Origin of the sequence: Liquorilactobacillus nagelii DSM 13675 (genome assembly GCF_019444005.1) — a bacterium.
Classification (GTDB): domain Bacteria; phylum Bacillota; class Bacilli; order Lactobacillales; family Lactobacillaceae; genus Liquorilactobacillus; species Liquorilactobacillus nagelii.
In genome coordinates this window covers 26715-47743 of record NZ_CP049304.1, presented here as the reverse complement: position 1 = coordinate 47743, position 21029 = coordinate 26715, and the positions used below count along the sequence as shown (strand labels likewise).

Below are 21029 nucleotides of genomic sequence, written 5' to 3'. Positions count from 1 at the left end.
TTCAACTGAGCTGGATAACACAAAAATCCAAAACAGTAAATCTCATTAAAAATCAAATTTTTCTTCTCTCATCCAGACTTTACTGTCGGTCCCAGACTCACACTGGATCCACCGCATAACGCGGGTCACGGACTTCAACTTACTAGTTGTCACCGTCGGTCGGGAATTTCACCCTGCCCCGAAGAAATCTATTCAGTTATCAAAAGAAGAATACTATATTTCACTTAAAAATACAAGTACATCAAGATAACCGCTGTTCAACAAATTGCTTTAAAACAACTGCTTGATTATGCTGTAAATCTTTGGCACCAAATAAAAAAATTACATCCTGCTGCATCAGTTGTTGTGAAACAAGCTGAATAAAAGTTTTGGCTTGGGGATTTTGTTTTAATTCAAGCAAATATTTATCACGAAATTCATAAAATTTTGCCGGATCATGATTAAACCACTGGCGTAAACTTTTACTTGGACCAATTTCTTTAAACCATTGATCTAGATGGGCACTTTCCTTTGAAATACCACGCGGCCATAAACGGTCGACTAAGATTCGATAACCAGTAAAATTTGACGTCTTTTGATAGATCCTAACTAATTTGATTTGCATTTTTGAACCTCTTTTTTACCTTAATTCAAAACAGACTTAACTCGATATTGTAATTCTGAAACAACCTCATTTTCAAACCACGGATTCTTTTTTAACCACCCATAATTCAGTGGCGACGGATGCACTAATGGAAAATACCGTGGTAGATATTTTCGATATTCTCTAACAGTAGTTGTTAATCGGGTTGAGTTAGGCTGCCGCAAGTAAAAATGCTGTGCATAACTTCCAACCAGCAAAGTCAACTTGACCTGTGGTAGATACTTCCACAATTGCGGATGCCATTTGGCAGCAAATTCTTTTCGTGGAGGAAGATCACCACTTTTGCCTCGACCAGGATAATAAAAATCAAGCGGCAAAATTGCAATTTTAGCTGGACAATAAAACTCTGCTGGTGTAATCCCCATCCAGTGCCGCAACTTTTTACCGCTGGCGTCGTTCCACATTTTTTGAGTTTGCTCAGCTTTAAGTCCTGGAGCTTGACCAACAATCAAAATTTTTGCTTGCGGATCAACTGTAAATAATGGTCGAATTGCGCGTTCAGTATATTTTTGATTCTCTGGATCAGCCATAATCGCTTGAACTAAACTTTTAAGTTCTTCTTTCAAGGTTACCCATTCCTGTCTTGTTCTTTTTAATTAATTCTATTAAAACAAAACCCTTACTAATTAGCAAAAAAAACAGGACTGAAATGTCAGCCCTGCTTTTCTAATTAATTAGTGACGAATCAGTTTTGCTTGCTTCACATCTTCAATCGTTTTAGTTCCAGCTAATTGCATATCTATTTTCAACTCATCATTCAAATGATTAATAACCGAAGCGACACCTTGGGCACCACCTAAAGCCAACCCATAGATTACTGGCCGAGCTAAAGCTACTAAATCAGCTCCACTAGCCAATGCTTTAAAGACATGTGATCCACGGCGGACCCCACTATCAAAAATTACTGGTACTCGATGATCAACTGCTTGGGCCACTTCATGTAAAACATCAAATGCTGCTGGTCCACCATTTAACTGTCGTCCACCATGGTTGGATACATAAATTCCTTGAGCACCGGCACCAATTGCCAATAAAGCATCTTCAGCACTTTCTATTCCTTTAACAATTACTGGTAAATGAGTATATTCAGCAATTTTACGAACATCAGCTGGAGCAATTTTTTGGGCAGCTGCTGCATAAATTTCCATGATTCCTTTTCCCTTACCATCACCTTCAGAAAACTTTGCAAGATTTGCCATTGGAATTGGAAATTGGAAATTATTAATAATATCTGATTCACGATAACCATCAACAGTAGCATCGACTGTCAAAATAATGCCCTTAGCACCGGCTTTAACTGCCTCATCAAGTAAACTCCGATTAAAGTCCCAGTCCTTACTCATATATAACTGGAAAAATTGTGGTGCACCTTTACCAGCTGCTGCTGTATCAGCAATCGAAGTTGAAGAATAGGTGCTTTGAGCCATTAGACCACCGGCTTGCGCTAATCCCTCAGCCGTGGCTTCTTCACCTCGAGAATGAGCTAAACCTTGAGCTGCTGCCGGAGCCATCATAATTGGTGTTTTAAGATTGATGCCAAAGACCGAAGTTGCTGTTGTTGGCTGCTCCATATCTGTCAAAGCTCGAGGAATAATTTGAACATGGTTAAAAGCTGTTGTATTTTCATGTAAAGTCCATTCATCTTCTGAGCCACCACTAATGTACCCAAATCCACCCTTGGGAATAATCTTTTTGGCTTCAGCTTCCAAGGAAGGTAAATTTAAAATATCCAGTTTTTCTTCGCGATCGCTTTGTTCGTATCCATTAATAGTTGTCATGTCGTTCTCCTTTTTTTGTTACCTTTTTTATCACAAATATATCGTATTAGTTTTTATTGTTTATGTCAAGACTTTTTTTAGTTTATCCGCTAAAACATTTTTAATTGTAGATTTAAGCGTGTATACTAAATACAAATCAAGAAAGGAGATCCTGGTTATGTTAGAGATCATTTACCTAATAAATGGAGAAAGACATACTATTGATTTTAAATCACCTGCGGATTTTGTAGCTGACGAGCAACTTGAGGTACCATCACTTCAAGACCACTATCGAGTGGTCGATGTAAAAGTAGCCGATCAAAAAGATGTTAATTTCAAAGGAACAAGTATCGGGGATTTATATAATTATTTTTTGGATTAAACAAAACACCGCCGTAGCTGATTACCAGACTGACGGCGGTGTTTTAATTTTTGTTAGTAACACGATAAAATATTCGTTATTTTATTGCAACTTAAATAAATGTGGTCTCCCGTAATAATATCCTTGTCGTAATGGCAAATCAAGTTCATCGAGCAATTCTTCATCAGAGGGCGTCTCAACCCCCTCGACAATCAAACGTAAATTGTGATTGCGTGCTATTTGACGCCAAAAAATTAATTGACCAGGAATTTCTGCTTCACGTTTTTCTTGACGAAAATTTTGTAATGGGACTTTAATTTCTGACGCTAACGGTAACAAATACTTGATTTTCTCATAGGTATTTTCGCCAGTACTAACATCATCTATACTTAGTTCCATACCATAGCTAAGGTATAACCTAACTCTTTTCTGTAATGCTTGCGGATCAATCGCATGACTCGCTTGATCCTCAGTCAATTCAACTACGACCGTCAACGGATAAATCATTAACTGGGCCTGACATAAAGCCGCTGCCATCTGATCATTCATAAACTGTTGTTGATCGAGATTAAAAGAAATTGATTCTACTTTTAACGCTAATTCACGACCAGCTAATTTAATTAAGCTAATTTGTGCGTCTAACGGAATTGCTGAAAAGCTTTGGGGCAAACGCCAGCCTGCCGCATCTGCTTCGCGAATCAACATCTCATAACCAATTAATGAGCGTGTACGGGTGTTAATTTGTGGTTGTGCAAAAAAACGATACATTATAAATTCCCCCCAGCAGTTCCTATTTTAATGCGCGTGGTTCTATAATTAATAATTCTTTCTCAATGTCATTAATAATTATATAATATTAATTAAATCGGTGTTTAAAAATCTTATATTTTATAAATGGAGTTAACATGAAAGTTATCATTATTGGCTGTACACATGCCGGCCTCGTTGCCGCTAAAGAAATTCTAGAAATTCATCCTGATACTCAGGTTACAATTTACGAACGAACTAATGGCTTCTCATTTATGTCCGATGGAGTTTTTCTTTATTTAAATCACTCATTGCAGCAACTGGATGATACCTTCGTTTCTTCACCAGCTCAACTGGTTAACTTAGGAGTAAAAGTTTGCGACAATCACAATGTCCTAGCAGTAGACCCCCAGAAAAAAACAATTACTGCTGCTGATATGACTAATGAAACAATTATTCAAGACGACTATGATCGGTTAATCGTTGCAACCGGCGCCAATGTTCGCTTACCTGCAATTAATGGCATTGACAATCCTCGTGTTTTATTATGCAAAAATTATCAACAAGTCCAGCGTATGCTCGATTTAGCTGAAAGCAATCAACGAATTGCAATTGTTGGCGCTGGCTATGTTGGAGTTGGTTTAGCTGAAGGTTTCGCTACTAATGGTCACCAAGTCCAACTTTTTCAATCACATCAACAAATTTTAAATAATTATTTCAATCAAGAAACTGCTGCACGAATTACTGCACTTTTGGAAGATCATGGCGTCAAAGTCCAGCTCCAAACACAAATAACTAATATTTTTGAAAAAGCTGACCACAGCTTGCAACTTAAAACAGCTAACCGAACTTTTAGTGCCGACATGATTGTAATTTGTACTGGTTTTATTCCCAATACAAGACTACTTAAAAATCAGCTTAAAACTGACAATCGTGGAGCACTTTTATTAAACAACTATTTACAAACCTCTGATCCTAATATTTATGCTGCTGGAGATTGTGCAGCAGTTCGTTTTAATCCAACTGATAGTGATGCATACATTCCCTTGGCCTCAAATGCTATTCGGCAAGGGAAAATTGCAGCACATAATATTTTTAAAAATTATTATCCTTACACTGGAACCCAAGCAACCTCAGCTTTGAAAATTTTGGGACATTATTGGGCAACTTCAGGCCTAACGATTGAAAATGCTCGACACTATAATTTGAATGCCTTTGAGGTAACATTAACAACTGATTTACTACCAGAATATCTTAGTAATGAAGCAAAACTCAATATCTCATTAATTTATAATCGTGATAATCGACGAATAATTGGTGCTCAACTTGACAGCAATAAGAATTTAATGCCGGCTATTAATACTATTTCCCTAGCAATTCAAAATCATAATACCATTGACGATCTCGCTTTTGTTGATATGTTCTTTCAACCTGAATTTAATCAACCATTCAATTATCTTAATCAAGTTGCCCAAGCGGCTATTCGGCAAGAACGAAAAGCTGGTTTTGAGCAACCACATTTTACTTATGATTTTTAATGAGTAAATTATCCAGCATCTGTGTAAAACAAAAAATTTAATCAAATTGTATTCAATAGCGCTGTGACAAGCTTGAAGTTTTTTGTCGCAGCGTTTTTTGCTAAGTTAGCGTTAACCGACTATTTTCCCGTTAGCATAATGCGAAATAGGAGCTAGAATTGTAAAGTCATGACCAAAACGGCACATAAATTGAGCATTGTCTTCTAAATCTTTAAATAAAATATAGCGTAAATGGTCATGCAAATTAACGTTGTGCATATAATGTGGTCGATTGAATTGAGCCCGGACTTCATCTTCACGTTGATCTGGTGAAACAATGTACATCATCAAGTCTGCTTGATTAATTTCTGATAAATCATCCATCCGATTCATTCCTGACATAATTGAAGTTGATTTTTCAACTTCAAAAGCACATCTTGGTGTCCCGTCGCTAGCAAACCAGATAACGTCAATTAAACTAATCGTTTTTTGTAAAGCTTTCGGCAAATCTTGACAGCTCTTAGGCAATTGGGGCAAAGAAATATCACCTAAACGCTGCCCATTAACTAAACGACTATGATCGTTAGCAGCAATCCAAGTCTGATAACCAATTTCATTTCCTATTGTTCCCAACAAATATTGAATTCGCTGGTGTAAATTTTTAATCGCAACTTGTGATAACTTTTGACTAATCCTTTTTTGAGTCTTGCTGACAGATACTTTGATAACGGCCGCTTCATTTTCTGGAATTGCATAATTTAGTTTACCAATATCAAACAAGAACGCTGAAATAGCACCTAAATCTTTGGAAAATAGTTGACCACATTGATTCATCTCAATAATTCCATCCCGTAATTTAAAGTAATCTGACCATTTTCCTAGCCGAATTTTGGATCCTGTCAGATAATTATATCCACGAACAATTGCCGTATTGAATGGTGGAAAAATTGTTGGTTCTAGAAAATATAAGATGTTAGCAACAGCTGGTCCTAACCCTTTAATCTTTTTTTCAGCTAGGATGTTTACAGCTGCCAACAATTTATCAACTTGCTTATTATTTAAAAAGGCTGCCAACAAGTGGGCAAAGGCTAATTGATTTTCACGATTTTCATAGATATCAGGAATTCGTAATTTAGGTTTCCACATAAAAGCATGTTTTGCTCCCTTAAAAATCTCTGTCTGACCAGCAATTACATCCATTACTTCAGCCAAAGCTGAACCTTTCAGATCTGGTGGAAAAGTTCCTTGTTCAATCGTATTAACAACTTTTTTTGTTCCTTTGCGAACTTGATTAAAAGCTTTTAACCGCTGTTCACTTTTAATAAACCAGTTTTGATATAATAAATCTTCACGCCGCTTATATTGGTCAAATAAATCTGTCAGATAATTTTCATCCATTAGTTGTAAATTCCCCTCAATCTAACAAAAAATAACTACTACTCATTCTTATCATATAAAATTTTCTAAAGTCCATTTTATTATTAACGACACCAAAGTTTCCAGTCAACATAAATTATTTAGTTGAGATAAAATGCTAAAATAGAGCTAAAAACAAGCACTTCAGGAGGTTTACTATGTATCATCTTTTAAAACTAATTCGTGGCATTCTTTTATTACTACGAGATCTAACCCTTCAACGACCAGTAATTTCTATTGTCATTGCCTTATTATTAATTTTAATTGCCCTTTGGGGATTTTGGCGGCAAAAAAACCACTTTTAAAAATCAGTAATTAAGTTTCTTTACTAAAGATAACAGTTGTTCAACTTCACTGGCTGTTAAATGGCCAAAATAATTAGCAAAAATAGTCGTATCTCGCTTTGCCAATTCTTGTAATAAAGAATTACCTTTGTTAGTAATTTCAAGTTGATAAGCTCGGTGATCTGTTGCTGTTTGCCGAGTAATCAACTCTTTATCGACTAACACTTTTAGCGTCCGGCTAACAGCCGCTGGCTTGATATTTAGAATTTGGGCTAATTTCTGTGAGCTTTCTCCATGATAGCGTTTAATATTGACCAAAAGTTGATATTGTGAAGCATAAATATGATAATTTTTCAGTTCCTCATTTAATAAATTATTAATCCTTCGTGCTGATTGATTAAGCGCATGCGCTAAGTCTTTTTGAATTGCTGCTTGCAAATACTCCAGCTCCTTTTTCAAAAAAATTCCCGACTGATAATAAATACTAATGGAATAGTGATCACACTCAACAAAGTTGATAAACTCATTAGAGTGATTGCCGGCGATGGGTCTTCATGTTGCTGCAGTGTAAATAACACAACAATTCCAGCAACTGGACAAGCCATCATCAAAACAACTGCCGCTTGAGCCATTCCGGTAATTCCTAAAAATGAGATAACCACTACTGTCAACAATGGATAGATCAAATTCCGTAAAATAACTGCTGCTGCCAACGCCCAACTCAAACGGCAATCTTTTAAAGTGATATTAGCAAAACTATTACCAATTACCAACATTGATAGTGGTGTATTAATTGCACTGATATCGTTAATCAATTGCTTTAAAATTCCTGGAAGTTGCAGTGAACTAGCAAAAATTAACCCACCTAGCAAAATTGCTATAATGTTAGGATTAAATATGACCCGAAAAAATTCTTGCTTGATTCCGATTTTACTTTCTTCTTTGTTAAATAAAGCAACTCCATGAGTCCAATTAAAAAGATTAAAAAAGACAATCGGTACTACTGCATAAAAAACACCCCGATCACCAAACAATGAACTGACTAGCGGAATTCCAATGAAACCAGCATTTGAATAGATGCTGCCAAATTTTGTAATTCGCTGCAACCGTGGATCCGTAACTGCATGAAAGATCAACTTTGAGCACAAAATCTGCAATGAATAGATAATCAGCATTGAACTGGCAATCAATAATAACTGATCTAAACGCTGAGCTGAATAGTGAATTTCAAAAGATTTGATAATTAAACAAGGTGAAACTAAATATAATAAAATATTAGTTAAATCATTAGCAGTTTGTTCATGAATAAATTTTATCTTGTTGGCCAATAAGCCTAATAACATTAAACAAAACATCAAAAAAATTTGATTAAACAACAGTCCTATATTCATGTGACCGTCCCCCACCTCCAAAAATTAGTTAACTAGTTAACAGTTATAATAGTGGGATTTTGAAAACAACTTGTCAAGACCGCATTAGATTCATTTCTCTTCTAATGCTCGGGTTGTTTGTGCAATTGATAATTGTGGGGGAATTAAAGTTGACTTTCCAGGGCGTTTTTCAATCATTCCTAACAGCAGTTCAACCATTGATTGGGCAATTTTTTTAAGCGGTTGCTGTACCGTGGTTAAGTGTTGTAATGAAATCTGATTAATAAAGACGCCATCAAAGCCAGTTACCCCAACGTCAGCGGGAATTTTAATACCCAAGTGTAAAAGTTGTTGTAAAGCTCCAATTGCAATCCGATCAGTGGCCGCAACAATCGCACTATTATCAGTTATAATTAATTGCTCGATTAGGTTGGCTGCTGTCTGTTCAGTATTATCGATCCGAAAAATAGTTGGCATTTTATTTAATTCCGTCATGGCTTGCAAATACCCTTCCTCACGCGAAATCGCAAAAGCCTCGTTCAAATCAAGTCCAAAATAAAGCAAGTTTTGATACCCACACTTTGCTAAATAGTGTGTCATTTGATAAGTGCCTTGGAAATTATCAATATCAACATATTTAATCGTTTGATCAAGCTGACCATAAGATACGATCGGATCAGATGACTTGGTTAATAATGGCAAGTCTTGTTGTCTTGCACCGCTGACAAAGGTTCCATCAACTTGACTAGAATGATCAGTCAAATCATGACTAATCTCCAATGTATAACCTTGTTCACGCAAATAATCTGCAATATATAACAATAGTTTGGCATAGTATGGATCGACTTGTTGAATATCTTCTAAAATTAGAAATTGAATAGCAAATTGACGCTGCTGTGATAAGGCTTGTCCAACTCGACTAGGCTTATAACCTAACTTGCTAATAGCTTGCTGAACAGCTTGTCTAACTTCATCTGAAACCTGTTCGGGATGATGCAACACTCTTGAGACCGTCATCGTTGAAACATGTGATTCTTTGGCAACATCAGCTAATGTTATCATGAACCTCACCTCCAAAATTATTTTACTATACTCTGTTAGCCGAAAAATCTTGTTAGCGCTAACAGAGTTTTAAGCGTTTTCGAAATAAAATTAGCGTGCTACAATTTATTTGTGAAATCGATTTCAACTATTTATTTTAGGAGTATCTACAATGGAAAACAAAAATAAAACTACTTTGCCTAATTTGCCATTATCCACCATTTGGATGTTAAGTTTTGGTTTTCTCGGAGTTCAAATGGCGTTTTCTTTACAAAGTTCTCAAATGGGAAGAATTTTTCAAACTCTTGGAGCAGATCCAACCAAGCTTGGCTTCTTCTTTATTTTACCCCCATTAGCAGGAATGGTTGTCCAACCAATCGTTGGCTATTTATCTGATCGAACATGGAGTAAACGCTTTGGACGGCGAATGCCTTACTTGCTAGTTGGCGCTTTAGTCTCAGTTATTGTAATGTTTTTATTACCAAATTCAGGCAGTTTCGGCTTCAAAACTTCAACTGCCTTATGGTTTGGCGCAATTGCTATTTTATTTATGGATTTGAGTTCAAATGTTGCTATGCAGCCATTTAAGATGGTTGTTGGTGATATGGTCAACGAAAAGCAAAAATCATATGCTTATTCAATTCAAAGCTTTTTGTCCAATACTGGTTCTGTTTTAGCAACAATTTTTCCTTACCTTTTGACAGCTATCGGTGTGGCTAATACAGCAGCTGCAGGTCAAGTTCCTGATTCTGTTCGAATTTCATTTTATGTAGGAGCAGTAATTCTGGTTATTTTTTCTTTAATTTCAGTTTTTTCAGTTCATGAATATGATGATGATACTTACAAGAAATATCATGGCGTAGCTTTAAATGAAGACAACGCTAACGAAAAAAATAAAAGTATGCTGCAATTATTAAAAGAAGCACCGAAAACTTTTTGGAGTGTTACTTTAACTCAATTTTTCTGCTGGATGGCTTTCCAGTATCTTTGGACTTATGGTGCTGGCAGCGTTGCGGCAACAGTCTATCATGCTGCTGATCCAACCAGTTCTGGTTATCAAGCTGGTGCTAATTGGTTTGGAATCTTATCAGCCGTTTATGCAGTTGCTGCTGTTATCTGGTCACTGGTTTTATCAAAAATTCCGGCTGGTAAAAATAAACTTGGCTACACCCTATCATTATTTTTAGGTGCAATCGGCTTTATTTCAGTTTTCTTCATTCATTCACAATTTGGCTTGTTATTCTCATTTATCCTGATTGGTATCTCATGGGCTGGCATGATGGCTTATCCTTTCATTATGGTTACCAACGCACTTGATGGTTATTCACATATGGGAACTTACCTTGGTCTATTCAATGGTTCAATTTGCTTACCACAAATTGTTGCTTCAGTCGCTTCGTTTGCAATTTTTCCAGCAGTTGGAAGTAAATTTCCTGCAATGATTTTAATCTCAGGAATTTTAATGTTAATTGGTAGTCTTTCAGTTTCATTAATTAAAGAAAAAATATAAGATAGAGAAAAAGGGAGCTGATTTAGATGACAAATACTCGTTGGTGGAAAGGTGAGATTGTCTATCAAGTTTATCCACGTTCATTTCAAGATACAAACGATGACGGAATTGGTGATCTACAGGGAGTCATTCAGCATTTAGATTATCTAAAATCACTGGGAATTACCATGATTTGGCTTTCTCCCGTTTACCAATCACCGATGGTCGACATGGGATACGATATTTCCGATTATCAAGCAATTGATCCGCAATTTGGTACTATGGCTGACTTTGACCAACTGTTGGTCGAAGCCAAAAAAAGAGGAATCAAATTGATTATGGATTTAGTTGTCAACCATACCTCAGATCAACATACTTGGTTCAAACAAGCATTGGCCGATCCAAGCAGTCCTTATCGTAAATATTATATCTTCAAAAAAACTACCGATGGGAAAGTTCCGAATAATTGGCGCAGTATTTTTGGCGGTTCTACTTGGACAGAGGTCCCCAATGAGCCCGGAACTTATTATTTTCATACATTTGCTCCACAACAACCGGAACTAAATTGGGAAAATCCTAAATTACGACAAGCAATTTATCAAATGATCAATTGGTGGCTCGATAAAGGCATTGCTGGTTACCGAATTGATGCAATTACTCACCTGAAAAAAGATCTTGACTGGGCAAGCCTTCCGCCTGATGGTGACGATGGTTTAGTTGCCGTAACTAAAAAGGGGCAAAACCGACCTGGTTTAAATAAGTTCCTTGATGAATTAAAGGCAGCTACTTTTGATAAATATAATGCTGTTACGGTAGGTGAAGCCTATGGTGTTCCGGCTGGTGATTTACCACAATTCATTGGTCCTGATGGCTATTTCTCGATGATTTTTGATTTCAGTTACCTTAATATTGATATTGCCAATGTTGATGAATGGTATCGTGGTAAGGCTGACTGGTCGATTAAAGAGTTGAAAGACACCATCTTTTCGGCCCAAAAATCAATTAAGCAAGCTGGTGGCTGGACGGCCAATGTCTTAGAAAACCACGACCAACCTCGCGTACTATCAAAACTAATTCGCAACAAAGCTGAACAAACTCCTCAAGCTGCCAAAGCTTTAGCGGCCATGTACTATTTCTTACCAGGAGTTCCATTCATCTACCAAGGTCAAGAAATTGGCATGAAGAACTTTCAGCGAACTAAAATTTCTGAATTTAACGATGTTTCATCAATTAACAATTATCAAATGGCTCTCAAAGCTGGCTTCCAGCCACAACAAGCACTAGAGCTTTTAAATGATCGTTCTCGTGATAATGCTCGGACACCGATGCAATGGAATAATACCGGCTTTGGCGGTTTCTCAAAGACTCAGCCTTGGTTAAACATGGGAAATGATCGTCAAGAAATTAACGTAACAGATGAAGATTTAGATCCTACATCTGTACTGAACTTCTATCGAGCAATGGGAAAATTGCGGCATAATCCGCACTATCAGTCAACCTTAATCGATGGCAGATTAATTGAACTCCCGGCTCCTGATGACGTCATCGCCTATCAACGTCAACTGGGAGAACAAATAATTAGTGTTTTCGTTAATTTGTCTGCCGAAAGTCAAAAAGTCTCCCTTCCTACCGGCTCACTTCTACTTAACAGTCAAACCAACTTAGTTCAAGATGCTACTAATTTAATTTTGCATCCTTATCAAGCGGTTGTTTTTGAAACGGATTAAAATTGTTTTCAAGCGGTAACTACAAAGTCAAACCTTTTAACTTTGTAGTTACCGCTTTTTTAGATTCCTTCTTATTTTTAAAATTAATTTTTATCTTTAGCATGCGGCTGCTTGCTTTTAAATAAAAATTGTTTTCTTCTCGTGAAAATAATTTTGCGCAAATTAATCTCCATGATTAAGATTGAAACTATAATTAACAAACCACCAAGCAATAAATTATTTGTTAGGGCTTCAAACCCACCGACCACTGAAAATAAACTTCCAAACAGCGACTCTGTCATCAAAATCAAACCAGCCGAAGTTGCATCAGTATTTCTTTGACCAATCACTTGTAGCAGCTGAGCAGCAAAAGAAGCAAATACTCCTAAAATTATAACCGGTGGTAACGCTTGTCCCCAATTAATTGCTGCATAAGCATGAAGTTCGAAACTTAATGACCAACCGATTCCAGCTATAAGTTGAACTAACCCCAGCATAAATGCAATGACAAATGGATTAGCTGTAGCGGCTGTATTGCTGAAATAAACAATTTGTAAAGCATAAAAAAAGGCTCCGATTAAAGTTAATGCATCGCCATAGTGTAATGAAAATCCCTTACTAAATGAATTAGTCAAAACAATTGTTCCTAGAAAACAGAGTACAATTGCTAAAAAACTCTTCGGTAATGGTTTTCGTTTAAGCAAAAACCAAACAACAAACGGAATCATAACAATATAAGTTGCCGTTAAAAACGCACTATTACTAGGAGTTGTGTACTTCAAGCCACTTGTTTGCAGTTGATATCCTAAAAAGTTGATTAATCCAGAAAAAAGTCCAATTTTAAAATCCGTTCGATTTATTTTACAAATTGATTTTGAAAAAAAGCAAAACATTAAGCCTGAAAAAACTAAACCACGTAAAGCATTTAAGAGGCCCGCTGGCAAGTTTCCCTGCAAGGCTTCCTTAATAAAAATATAACTGGTTCCCCAAATTATGGCAGTCAACAGTAAAATTACATTTGACTGCCATCTCGTTAAATTTCGCAAAATAATATTTCCTTCCAAAATTAATCTTTTTATCGATAAATTAAGATCACCTATTATATTTTAGCATCAAATTCCGTAATCTGTGCTAGTAACAATAAGTTTTGTCTAGTCAAATTTAACTACTAATTGGTTTCTAGATGTTATGATATAGGCAAAAGAAGCTTGTTTCAGCACCTTTTATGTCTGTGGCCTTATTTGGAAAGGAGGCAAGAACTATGCTATCAATTTTTGAAATTTTACAGCAGCAAAATACTGCAATCAAAACTGATTTAATCCGTTTTGCTAATAATCCCTTTGACCCCAATCGCAACCACGATTTACGTGTAGCTATTCGTTCTTTACGCAGTTTATATAAGTTTCTCAAGCCTCAACTTGACCCGGTTAGCTTTAAAATATTAGACGAGAATCTCAGCAATGCCGCCAAAATGCTGAACTCCCTGCGCGAACTAGATGTTTTATTTGGTGAAATTAGTGATTATGCTTTTAATCATCCGTTAGATACACCAGCTTATTTTCATTTGTTGGTCCAAGTAAATGCAAAACGTTTAGTTGCAATGCGACAAGTGTTGGCTGAAGATAACTGGAAAATACTGGTAGATCACTTAACCGTTGCTAATAAACAACTTAATCAACTAGAACTTTCAACTAATTTTGATTGGTCTCAATTAATTAAGCACGAATTTCAGCGCAAAACCAAAAAGTTGGTCAAAAGTTATCAAGCTGTTAACTTTTCTGAATACCAAACAGTTCACCAAATTCGAAAGAAAGCTAAGACCCTTCGTTATGCCTCTACTTATTTGATCAAATTTGCGCCAAAAAAGGCTAAAAAAAGTCACCGCTTAGCTGAAAAAGTTCAAAATAGGTGCGGTGCAATCACTGATGCTCACATTAATACTGAGCTTTTGCAAAAGTTTATCCAACAAACCAATAATCAATCTGAAAAAGATTTGTTGAAAAAAATTTTACAAATACAAACCCAAGTTTTAGTTCAAAATCAGTGATGCCATGTTGTGACTTCTAACCAATCTCAGCTAAAGTCGGAAAGTTATCATAAATCAAACTAAAAATTTATCGCAGCGTTATTGTTAACATCCATCTACCTAATTTTAATTAAATTTACGATTGTATTTGTTGGCAAAAAGTCCATTTTTCAAGTTAAGAAAAATGAGCTTTTCTTTTCAATCAACAAGAACGTTTCCACTTAAGCTTTTGAATTAATTACGCACAGCCACCTGATGCCCCTTGTAAACTAATATAAGTTCAACTAGTTACCATATGGCACTTTTTTGAGTTTTCCTCACTTTAGATCTTCTTAATAATTTTAAACAGTTTTATTAAAAAAAACAGAATTCTTTCATCAATTATTAGCAAATTCCCCTAACCTTATCGTTAAACTAAGTATAAATAAAAAAAGGCAGGTGGGAATATGCTGATCAACTCTCAAATATATTTACCAATTTTTACAATTACGCCTTTCAAATTAGGAATCTTAGGCATAATGGGACTGATTGTCTTCTGGTCACAAACCCGCTTTCCTAAATTTACTTGGCACAATTTGATCAAAGGATTATTTGTTTTCTACTTACTTTGTGTTGCTCAATTAACTACCAGCATTAACATTTATACTCCTTGGACATATTGGCATCTGATTCGAGGAGCGGGTGGATTCGGTTATCTGACTAATATTGAATGGCATCCTTTAGAAATGTACAAAACAATATATACGGCGGCTTCACAATATACAATTGCTGGAAACTTAATTATGTTGCTGCCATTAACTATTTTCATTAGTTTACTTTGGCCACATTTGGCTTCTTGGAAAAAAATGCTCAAAATTTCATTTTTTACCTCACTAACAATCGAAACTTCACAGCTAATCTTTTCTTACTTTTACTTGGAACACCGTTTATTTGATTTGAATGACTTACTCCAAAATACATTGGGCGGATTAGCCGGATTTGGAATATTCTTGATTATCAGAAAGCTTTCAACTAGTGTGAGTTATCAAGACCGTCATCGACTCAAAAACAATTAACAATATAAACAAAAGTTAGATCAAAAATTTAATTTCGATCTAACTTTTTATTTTCCATAAATCAATTTTAGTTAAAGTACCTACTTTAGCTAAGCTGAAATTTTTTAATAGTGAACCAGCTAATATTAACTAAAGTTGTTTATCAAAGCTTAACGAATTAACCCAAATTCAATCCTAAAAGTTATTACTATTTAATTATCTAAGATATGTTTGTGCTCTGCTCGCGTATAAAAGATCCAAGCAACTACTCCAAAAAAGACCGGTCCGAATGCCGTCCAAAAGGCTGTCAAGTAGTCCCCATCAAGTACTGGTTCAATGCAAGTAAAGATTATTCCAATCGCAATTACTAACCAAACAATCCCAGTAACTATCCAGGTCCCACGTATGTCTTTATAAAAGATAAACGGCCGATCAAGATCTTTTTTCATTTTGAAAAACGGGAAAGCTCCAACTAAGAAAAGATACGGCGCTGAAGATGATACGTTCATCATATCAGTTAAAACCGTGTAAAATTCATTAGCCGCACTCCCACCTAACGCAATAAAAATTGTAATCAAACTAACAATTATTGTTTGAGTCCACATAGCTGCAGCTGGCATGTTGAAGCGATTCATTTTAGTTAGTTTTTTCGGCAACAAGCGTGGATCACAACCCTCAATAAATGACTTAATTGGTGAATAAGTCATGACAAAAGCAGCACCTAGCCCGCCAAAAACATCACTCATTGCTGTAATTTGTGAAAATATCTTTCCTAAACTGACCGCTGTAGCATGACTTAAACCCAGTTTGGCTCCAACTGTCAATCCCATATTATTAATCAATACATATTCAACATTGGCCAAATTAACATTCTTTTTGCCCAAAATTTCTTGCCAGTTTGTGCTAACACCGCACAGAAAGATTGCCAAAACATAAATGACTGTCATTAGTAGCATCGCAACGATCAATGCACGAGGAAAAGTTTTTTCTGGGCGATCGACTGAATCAATCACCCCTGCCATTGTCTCTAAACCGCCATAAGCGAAAAGTGAGTAGATAATAAACGAAACAATGGCAATTGGCGAAACAAAGCTAGCATTCGGTGATTTGATTAAACTAGTTTTAGTTAACGGTTCTGCCAAAGCACCGTGATTTAACAACCAAATTAATAAACTGCAGCCAATAAAAACAACCGAAATTCCCAAAGTAAAAACCCCACAAAATGAAGCAATTTTGGCAATGTTCTTAATTCCACGGCAAGCAATTAGCGTAACTAGGCATAGAAAAATAACTTCCAACAAACCAAGCGTCTGGTCTGAATTTAAACCAAATAAATGCCAAGTTTGAGTTTTATCGTGACCTGAAATCATCGTCGAAACTGAAACCAAGAGAAATTGAGTGGAGGATACTAACCAAACCACCCATGCTGCTAGCCAAATAAAAGTTCCAATAAAAGCGGGCTTTTCACCAATCGAGCCACGTAACCAAGAAAAAATTCCTCCTTTAGCAGCCTTAAAAGACGCCCCATACTCAGCAAACATCAAAGCAGAAGGTACGAAGAATAGCAGAGCGGTAATAACATACCAAATAATACTCGAATATCCCATTTGATAAAATGCAGTTAGCGAATTACTAAAACCAAAAATTGATGAAAAAATCATCAAAACTAGGCCGCTGAGTTTAATTTTGACGGCCGTTTTTTTATCCATTTATTCCAACTTCTTTCTACAAGCTTAGTAATAATTATACACTCTAAATGTATAGTTAATTATTAACAAAAGGTTAGCTTTCACTAAAAAGTTTTTGTTCTTTCGAAATCTAATTGCAATAAAATTCATTTATCATGGTATATTTTACTAGCTATAATCCCTAGAAAGCTGATCATTCAATTAGGCAAACTGCTAATAATATTGTTCATCTGATTTTAGGATTTGAACGTTGCCTTGTTTCAGTTGCAAGTTGCTTTTTAGTTTGCCAGTATTATTTCTAATTACTCTTCAAGACAATAAATAATCTCGGCGTTATGGCAATCAAATAATAATAGTTTGCAAAAAAAAAAATACTATCTTGGAAAGTAGTATTTTTTGATCAATTTATTTTTTATTGGGTTTCAATTTAATGCTCCACATCAGCATAACTAAAAATATTCAACTGTTGATCTACATAAGTTGCCAAATAGATATCCTTGATTTGTAACTTTTGCTTTTCTAATTGTCCTTCCAGCCATTTCAAATCATGACCAGTATTTTCAAGCATTAATTCATTTAATTGTCCGTCAACAATCAAAGGATACTTAATCGAATCATCACCATATTGCGTAATTGTTAATTGACCATTTTGTTCAAGAACTGCTAATTTGACTTTTTTAATATCTGAAATTCCTTCTGTTCGCAACCGAAAAGTTAAATCATTCGCACTCATACCATTTTTCAAAGCAGTTGCAACAATCAAACGACCATTTTTAATGAGTGTCTGCGGTTTACCGTCTATCAACCATTTAATATACTTATTATGCTTAGTTGTAAACCTTAAGCTTGCTACTAACAATGTCCAAATCAATAGAACCAAAATATATTGCAATACCGTAATGCTTTCATTGTAAATCATTCCACCAACGATACCACCAAGAACATAATTTTGCACTTGATCTAAGGCATTGATTGGTGCTAAATTGCTTTTACCAGATAAATTTATCTGTAAAATAATCGTCAGTAAACCAATCGCCAATTTAATTGTTATATCTGTATATGATAACATTTTACTTCTCCGTTTTTATATATTTGATTGAATTACTAGTTAACGTCACTTGCATCAACGAAAAATTACTGCCTGAATCATTAATAGTTACACGATAGATCTGATGATTAATCATAACTAGCATGCCATCCGTTAGATCAGTCGTATTTGACCAGACTTGATTTTTCTTGACATGTTTGACTTTTGCTATTCGCTGCATAATTTGAATAATTTGTGATTTCTGGTTAAAATCATTTTTCACACTTTGCCACTCATTAACTTGGCTACCGATAATCAACAGTAATAATAACATCATGATGACAAAAAGATCGCGATACTTCATCTCGGTTCGATGTCGCCACCAGAGCCACCCCATGACGATTACAATCAGCGCAACAACTCCTGCACTGACAATATAAAACAAGTTCTGCTGATTATTTTGTTGAATTAGATACTTATAAGAATAAAAGTTCATGGTAGCCTTCCTTACTAGAGAGTTCAAAATAATTTTTTCTATGTTCCAATTATATCAAGAATTTAGAGAATATTAAATTTCCCTTAACTAAAAAATAGTGTCCCCCAAATGTTAGACTTTTTAGTCTAGCTTTTGAAGAACACTTAAGCTAACAGCACCTTTTTTTTTTAGACATAATTAAAACATTATTTAACTATCAGATAATTTCTTATCTAAATTTCTACAAAAAATCAACTTGCGTCTTAGAATCATATCTGGTAGTTTCCAATGGCTTTTCAGCTGCTTTCCCAATAGCAATTCCCATAATTGGAATATAGCGTTTAGCATCAAGTCCCAGCGTTGGAATGATTGTTTTAAAATTAACACCCGAAAATGCATTGGCATCATAACCGTGTGCACGTGCTAATAATAACAACTGTGTTGCGACAATTGAACCATCAACTGTTGCATCCAATTGTAAAAATTCAGGAGTAGCATTTTCATACATTGGCAAAAAAGTGCCAAAAATTTGGTCTAGTTTTTCCTTAGTTATCTTATGGTCATCATAAACCTTTTGCCAAACCTCTCGATAAACCGTATGCGATTGTGTATCACCAACTACAAAAATAATCGCTGATGATGTATCAACTTGTGGATAGTTGAATTTCAAAACCGATTTTTTTAGTTTTTCTTTTGCCTCTGGAGTATCAATTATTACAAAATGCCATGACTGAAGATTGCAAGCTGACGGAGCTGTTGTTGCCTGAGCAATTATTTCCTGTAACTCATCTCGAGAGATCTTTACTTTGGGATCAAAAAGCCGAACAGAATGGCGATTAAAAATTACGTCTGAAAAATTATTGTTGACCAATTCCTTTTTAAATTTCATTATAGCTTCCCTCCATTTATACTACTTTTAGTAGTTGTGAAAGTGTTAACAAATAAAAGCAATCCCATCTAACGCTACTTTAATTATATCCCAGTTAGATTTAAAACGGTATTAATTAATTTGATTGAACTTATTGATATTAACAATAGTTTAAATTAAGAAAAAGAGTATAATCAGAGCATAAGCTTTTAAATATTTCCCTTAAGGAGTTGACTAAAAATCGCTAAAATCTATGCACTGAGTGACATTCATGGACATTATACCGAATTGATGCAGACTCTCAAACGGGTTGATTTAAAGTCAAAAGAAAATAAACTAGTTTTTCTAGGAGATTATGTCGACAACGGCCGAAAATCATTTCAAGTTTTAAACGAAGTTATGTTGCTCGAAAAAAAATACCCGACTCAAATTATTACTTTATTAGGCAATCACGATGAATGGTTTTACAATTGGCTATTCAACAAAGAACCCCAATTTAATTTCAATGATTTTTTTGAAACAATTAATAGTTTTATCGGAACTAAGAGCTATTCTAAGCTTGTAGCAATGGTCATGAAAGAGTCGGATGCTTTTGAATTGGACAATTTAATTCGCCAAAAAATATTGCAAAGCCCTACAAATCGGCCTTTACTGAATTGGTTTACGCAAAAATATCAAGCCAAACGTTATTATATAACTGCTAATCAAATTTTTGTCCATGCTGGCATCGATGAAAATGCTGGTGACTATTGGGAAAGTATAACCGCCTCAGAAACATTTACTAATAAATACCCACCGACAACTGGAAAATTTTTAAAAACAATTATTTCCGGTCATGTCTACTCTGATGAAGTTGCCCAAAATGCTAACTATCTGGGAAAAATATTCTGGGATAGAGAAAGTCATTTTTTTATTGATGGTCATACTGATCAGAGTCATGTTATTCCACTATTAAAATATGATACCCAGGAAAATATATATTCCTCATATAAACTTATTTCTGACCACACTTGGCAAGAATATATTATTGATCCAAAATCATAATTTAAAAAGTGAGACAAATGGTGATTAGTTAGCGAAAATAACCTCGTAAAACAGATAATCATAGATACTACAAATCCGAGAATTTTCATCCCAAACTTTCCATTTTCAATACTTGCAAATGTTCAATGCAATTTTAATTTTACAGTTCACCTGTTAAAAATTGAGCCTTTCCATAACCAAAACTCCAATTTTCCTTGGTGTTTAAAACCATATTGACCATTAAATCTTTCGGATCTACCAATTGATTAGCCGCTAATCGTTCAGCCAAGGTTTTATAGAATTTAATTATATCTTCCTTTTTTCGTGGACTACTCGTTATCGAAATAACGACAACTTTTTCAGATCTTTCAAATCCTAGACCTGTATCTTGGATAACCATCTCATAAGGTTCATGTTGGGTTACAATCTGATATCGGTCTCTTTGAGGAACCTTGAAAACATCCACAACTACTGTATGGGTTACATCTAAAATTCGTTTTATTTGTTCTGGTGAACGACCTTTTTGCAAATCAAAACGTACTAGTGGCATAATATCG

The 21029-nt window shown here is 35.2% G+C and carries 22 protein-coding genes and 1 riboswitch; of the genes, 8 read left to right on the top strand and 14 right to left on the bottom strand.

The window, feature by feature from the left end:
• Positions 1-56: 56 nt before the first annotated feature.
• Positions 57-190: riboswitch (FMN riboswitch) on the bottom strand.
• A 51-nt stretch (positions 191-241) separates the two neighbouring features.
• The 3 genes from G6O73_RS00245 to G6O73_RS00235 form a co-directional block, all read right to left on the bottom strand.
• Positions 242-604: a DUF488 domain-containing protein gene (locus tag G6O73_RS00245; RefSeq protein ID WP_057884690.1), complete on the bottom strand. Its 363-nt coding sequence runs from the start codon at positions 602-604 to the stop codon at positions 242-244.
• A 20-nt stretch (positions 605-624) separates the two neighbouring features.
• Complete coding sequence (locus G6O73_RS00240; protein WP_057884795.1) at positions 625-1173, bottom strand: uracil-DNA glycosylase family protein; 549 nt, start codon at positions 1171-1173, stop codon at positions 625-627.
• A gap of 144 nt (positions 1174-1317) precedes the next feature.
• On the bottom strand, positions 1318-2421 hold the full coding sequence (locus G6O73_RS00235) for a lactate oxidase (RefSeq protein ID WP_057884689.1): 1104 nt from the start codon (positions 2419-2421) through the stop codon (positions 1318-1320).
• A gap of 157 nt (positions 2422-2578) precedes the next feature.
• Between G6O73_RS00235 and G6O73_RS00230 the strand changes: the two genes are divergently transcribed.
• Positions 2579-2782: a hypothetical protein gene (locus tag G6O73_RS00230; RefSeq protein ID WP_083478409.1), complete on the top strand. Its 204-nt coding sequence runs from the start codon at positions 2579-2581 to the stop codon at positions 2780-2782.
• Between the two features lie 81 nt (positions 2783-2863).
• On the opposite strand, the gene G6O73_RS00225 is transcribed toward G6O73_RS00230, so the two are convergent.
• Positions 2864-3529, bottom strand: a complete 666-nt coding sequence (locus G6O73_RS00225) for an EAL domain-containing protein (RefSeq protein WP_057884688.1) — start codon at positions 3527-3529, stop codon at positions 2864-2866.
• Between the two features lie 137 nt (positions 3530-3666).
• Between G6O73_RS00225 and G6O73_RS00220 the strand changes: the two genes are divergently transcribed.
• Positions 3667-5046 (top strand): NAD(P)/FAD-dependent oxidoreductase, encoded by a 1380-nt coding sequence (locus G6O73_RS00220; RefSeq protein ID WP_057884687.1) that lies wholly within the window; start codon positions 3667-3669, stop codon positions 5044-5046.
• Between the two features lie 111 nt (positions 5047-5157).
• On the opposite strand, the gene G6O73_RS00215 is transcribed toward G6O73_RS00220, so the two are convergent.
• Positions 5158-6423 carry a hypothetical protein gene (locus G6O73_RS00215; protein ID WP_057884686.1) on the bottom strand — a complete coding sequence of 422 codons (1266 nt, stop codon included), beginning with the start codon at positions 6421-6423 and terminating at the stop codon, positions 5158-5160.
• Positions 6424-6599: 176 nt separating this feature from the next.
• On the opposite strand from G6O73_RS00215, the gene G6O73_RS00210 reads away from it, so the two are divergent.
• Entirely contained in the window at positions 6600-6746 is a 147-nt protein-coding gene (locus G6O73_RS00210; RefSeq protein WP_157056627.1) for a hypothetical protein, read from the top strand.
• 3 nt (positions 6747-6749) lie between these two features.
• On the opposite strand, the gene G6O73_RS00205 is transcribed toward G6O73_RS00210, so the two are convergent.
• From G6O73_RS00205 to G6O73_RS00195, 3 genes are all read right to left on the bottom strand, one after another.
• The gene (locus tag G6O73_RS00205) at positions 6750-7163 is read right to left on the bottom strand and encodes a MarR family winged helix-turn-helix transcriptional regulator (RefSeq protein WP_057884685.1); all 414 of its coding nucleotides are present in this window, start codon (positions 7161-7163) and stop codon (positions 6750-6752) included.
• 17 nt (positions 7164-7180) lie between these two features.
• Positions 7181-8116, bottom strand: coding sequence for an AEC family transporter (locus G6O73_RS00200; protein ID WP_057884684.1), 936 nt, complete (start codon positions 8114-8116; stop codon positions 7181-7183).
• 90 nt (positions 8117-8206) lie between these two features.
• Positions 8207-9157: a LacI family DNA-binding transcriptional regulator gene (locus tag G6O73_RS00195; protein ID WP_057884683.1), complete on the bottom strand. Its 951-nt coding sequence runs from the start codon at positions 9155-9157 to the stop codon at positions 8207-8209.
• 151 nt (positions 9158-9308) lie between these two features.
• Between G6O73_RS00195 and G6O73_RS00190 the strand changes: the two genes are divergently transcribed.
• Both G6O73_RS00190 and G6O73_RS00185 read left to right on the top strand, forming a co-directional pair.
• Complete coding sequence (locus tag G6O73_RS00190) at positions 9309-10646, top strand: SLC45 family MFS transporter (protein WP_057884682.1); 1338 nt, start codon at positions 9309-9311, stop codon at positions 10644-10646.
• 26 nt (positions 10647-10672) lie between these two features.
• Positions 10673-12352, top strand: a complete 1680-nt coding sequence (locus G6O73_RS00185) for a glycoside hydrolase family 13 protein (protein ID WP_057884681.1) — start codon at positions 10673-10675, stop codon at positions 12350-12352.
• Between the two features lie 83 nt (positions 12353-12435).
• Here G6O73_RS00185 and G6O73_RS00180 read toward each other — a convergent pair whose 3' ends face one another.
• Positions 12436-13395 carry a DMT family transporter gene (locus tag G6O73_RS00180; RefSeq protein ID WP_235805031.1) on the bottom strand — a complete coding sequence of 320 codons (960 nt, stop codon included), beginning with the start codon at positions 13393-13395 and terminating at the stop codon, positions 12436-12438.
• Positions 13396-13592: 197 nt separating this feature from the next.
• Between G6O73_RS00180 and G6O73_RS00175 the strand changes: the two genes are divergently transcribed.
• Together G6O73_RS00175 and G6O73_RS00170 are read left to right on the top strand one after the other, a co-directional pair.
• Complete coding sequence (locus G6O73_RS00175; protein ID WP_057884679.1) at positions 13593-14378, top strand: CHAD domain-containing protein; 786 nt, start codon at positions 13593-13595, stop codon at positions 14376-14378.
• Positions 14379-14803: 425 nt separating this feature from the next.
• Positions 14804-15412 (top strand): VanZ family protein, encoded by a 609-nt coding sequence (locus tag G6O73_RS00170; protein WP_057884678.1) that lies wholly within the window; start codon positions 14804-14806, stop codon positions 15410-15412.
• A 191-nt stretch (positions 15413-15603) separates the two neighbouring features.
• Here G6O73_RS00170 and yjeM read toward each other — a convergent pair whose 3' ends face one another.
• The 4 genes from yjeM to G6O73_RS00150 all read right to left on the bottom strand — a co-directional run bounded on the left by yjeM (position 15604) and on the right by G6O73_RS00150 (position 19470).
• Entirely contained in the window at positions 15604-17100 is a 1497-nt protein-coding gene (gene yjeM / locus G6O73_RS00165) for a glutamate/gamma-aminobutyrate family transporter YjeM (RefSeq protein WP_057884677.1), read from the bottom strand.
• A 406-nt stretch (positions 17101-17506) separates the two neighbouring features.
• A complete protein-coding gene (locus tag G6O73_RS00160; RefSeq protein ID WP_057884676.1) occupies positions 17507-18148 on the bottom strand; it encodes a DUF421 domain-containing protein in 642 nt (213 codons plus the stop codon).
• 1 nt (position 18149) lies between these two features.
• Positions 18150-18602, bottom strand: a complete 453-nt coding sequence (locus tag G6O73_RS00155; protein ID WP_057884675.1) for a DUF3290 family protein — start codon at positions 18600-18602, stop codon at positions 18150-18152.
• 220 nt (positions 18603-18822) lie between these two features.
• Positions 18823-19470: a nitroreductase family protein gene (locus G6O73_RS00150; protein ID WP_057884674.1), complete on the bottom strand. Its 648-nt coding sequence runs from the start codon at positions 19468-19470 to the stop codon at positions 18823-18825.
• Between the two features lie 219 nt (positions 19471-19689).
• Here G6O73_RS00150 and G6O73_RS00145 point away from each other — a divergent pair, with 219 nt between their 5' ends.
• Complete coding sequence (locus tag G6O73_RS00145) at positions 19690-20493, top strand: metallophosphoesterase (protein ID WP_083478406.1); 804 nt, start codon at positions 19690-19692, stop codon at positions 20491-20493.
• Between the two features lie 139 nt (positions 20494-20632).
• On the opposite strand, the gene G6O73_RS00140 is transcribed toward G6O73_RS00145, so the two are convergent.
• Positions 20633-21022 carry a tautomerase family protein gene (locus tag G6O73_RS00140; RefSeq protein WP_057884793.1) on the bottom strand — a complete coding sequence of 130 codons (390 nt, stop codon included), beginning with the start codon at positions 21020-21022 and terminating at the stop codon, positions 20633-20635.
• Positions 21023-21029: the final 7 nt, after the last annotated feature.

Bases quoted from the DNA above. Each gene is read 5' to 3' on its own strand.
- G6O73_RS00245 (WP_057884690.1), bottom strand. From the start codon at position 604: ATGCAAATCAAATTAGTTAGGATCTATCAAAAGACGTCAAATTTTACT.
- G6O73_RS00240 (WP_057884795.1), bottom strand. From the start codon at position 1,173: ATGGCTGATCCAGAGAATCAAAAATATACTGAACGCGCAATTCGACCA.
- G6O73_RS00235 (WP_057884689.1), bottom strand. From the start codon at position 2,421: ATGACAACTATTAATGGATACGAACAAAGCGATCGCGAAGAAAAACTG.
- G6O73_RS00230 (WP_083478409.1), top strand. From the start codon at position 2,579: ATGTTAGAGATCATTTACCTAATAAATGGAGAAAGACATACTATTGAT.
- G6O73_RS00225 (WP_057884688.1), bottom strand. From the start codon at position 3,529: ATGTATCGTTTTTTTGCACAACCACAAATTAACACCCGTACACGCTCA.
- G6O73_RS00220 (WP_057884687.1), top strand. From the start codon at position 3,667: ATGAAAGTTATCATTATTGGCTGTACACATGCCGGCCTCGTTGCCGCT.
- G6O73_RS00215 (WP_057884686.1), bottom strand. From the start codon at position 6,423: ATGGATGAAAATTATCTGACAGATTTATTTGACCAATATAAGCGGCGT.
- G6O73_RS00210 (WP_157056627.1), top strand. From the start codon at position 6,600: ATGTATCATCTTTTAAAACTAATTCGTGGCATTCTTTTATTACTACGA.
- G6O73_RS00200 (WP_057884684.1), bottom strand. From the start codon at position 8,116: ATGAATATAGGACTGTTGTTTAATCAAATTTTTTTGATGTTTTGTTTA.
- G6O73_RS00195 (WP_057884683.1), bottom strand. From the start codon at position 9,157: ATGATAACATTAGCTGATGTTGCCAAAGAATCACATGTTTCAACGATG.
- G6O73_RS00190 (WP_057884682.1), top strand. From the start codon at position 9,309: ATGGAAAACAAAAATAAAACTACTTTGCCTAATTTGCCATTATCCACC.
- G6O73_RS00185 (WP_057884681.1), top strand. From the start codon at position 10,673: ATGACAAATACTCGTTGGTGGAAAGGTGAGATTGTCTATCAAGTTTAT.
- G6O73_RS00175 (WP_057884679.1), top strand. From the start codon at position 13,593: ATGCTATCAATTTTTGAAATTTTACAGCAGCAAAATACTGCAATCAAA.
- G6O73_RS00170 (WP_057884678.1), top strand. From the start codon at position 14,804: ATGCTGATCAACTCTCAAATATATTTACCAATTTTTACAATTACGCCT.
- yjeM (WP_057884677.1), bottom strand. From the start codon at position 17,100: ATGGATAAAAAAACGGCCGTCAAAATTAAACTCAGCGGCCTAGTTTTG.
- G6O73_RS00160 (WP_057884676.1), bottom strand. From the start codon at position 18,148: ATGTTATCATATACAGATATAACAATTAAATTGGCGATTGGTTTACTG.
- G6O73_RS00155 (WP_057884675.1), bottom strand. From the start codon at position 18,602: ATGAACTTTTATTCTTATAAGTATCTAATTCAACAAAATAATCAGCAG.
- G6O73_RS00150 (WP_057884674.1), bottom strand. From the start codon at position 19,470: ATGAAATTTAAAAAGGAATTGGTCAACAATAATTTTTCAGACGTAATT.
- G6O73_RS00140 (WP_057884793.1), bottom strand. From the start codon at position 21,022: ATGCCACTAGTACGTTTTGATTTGCAAAAAGGTCGTTCACCAGAACAA.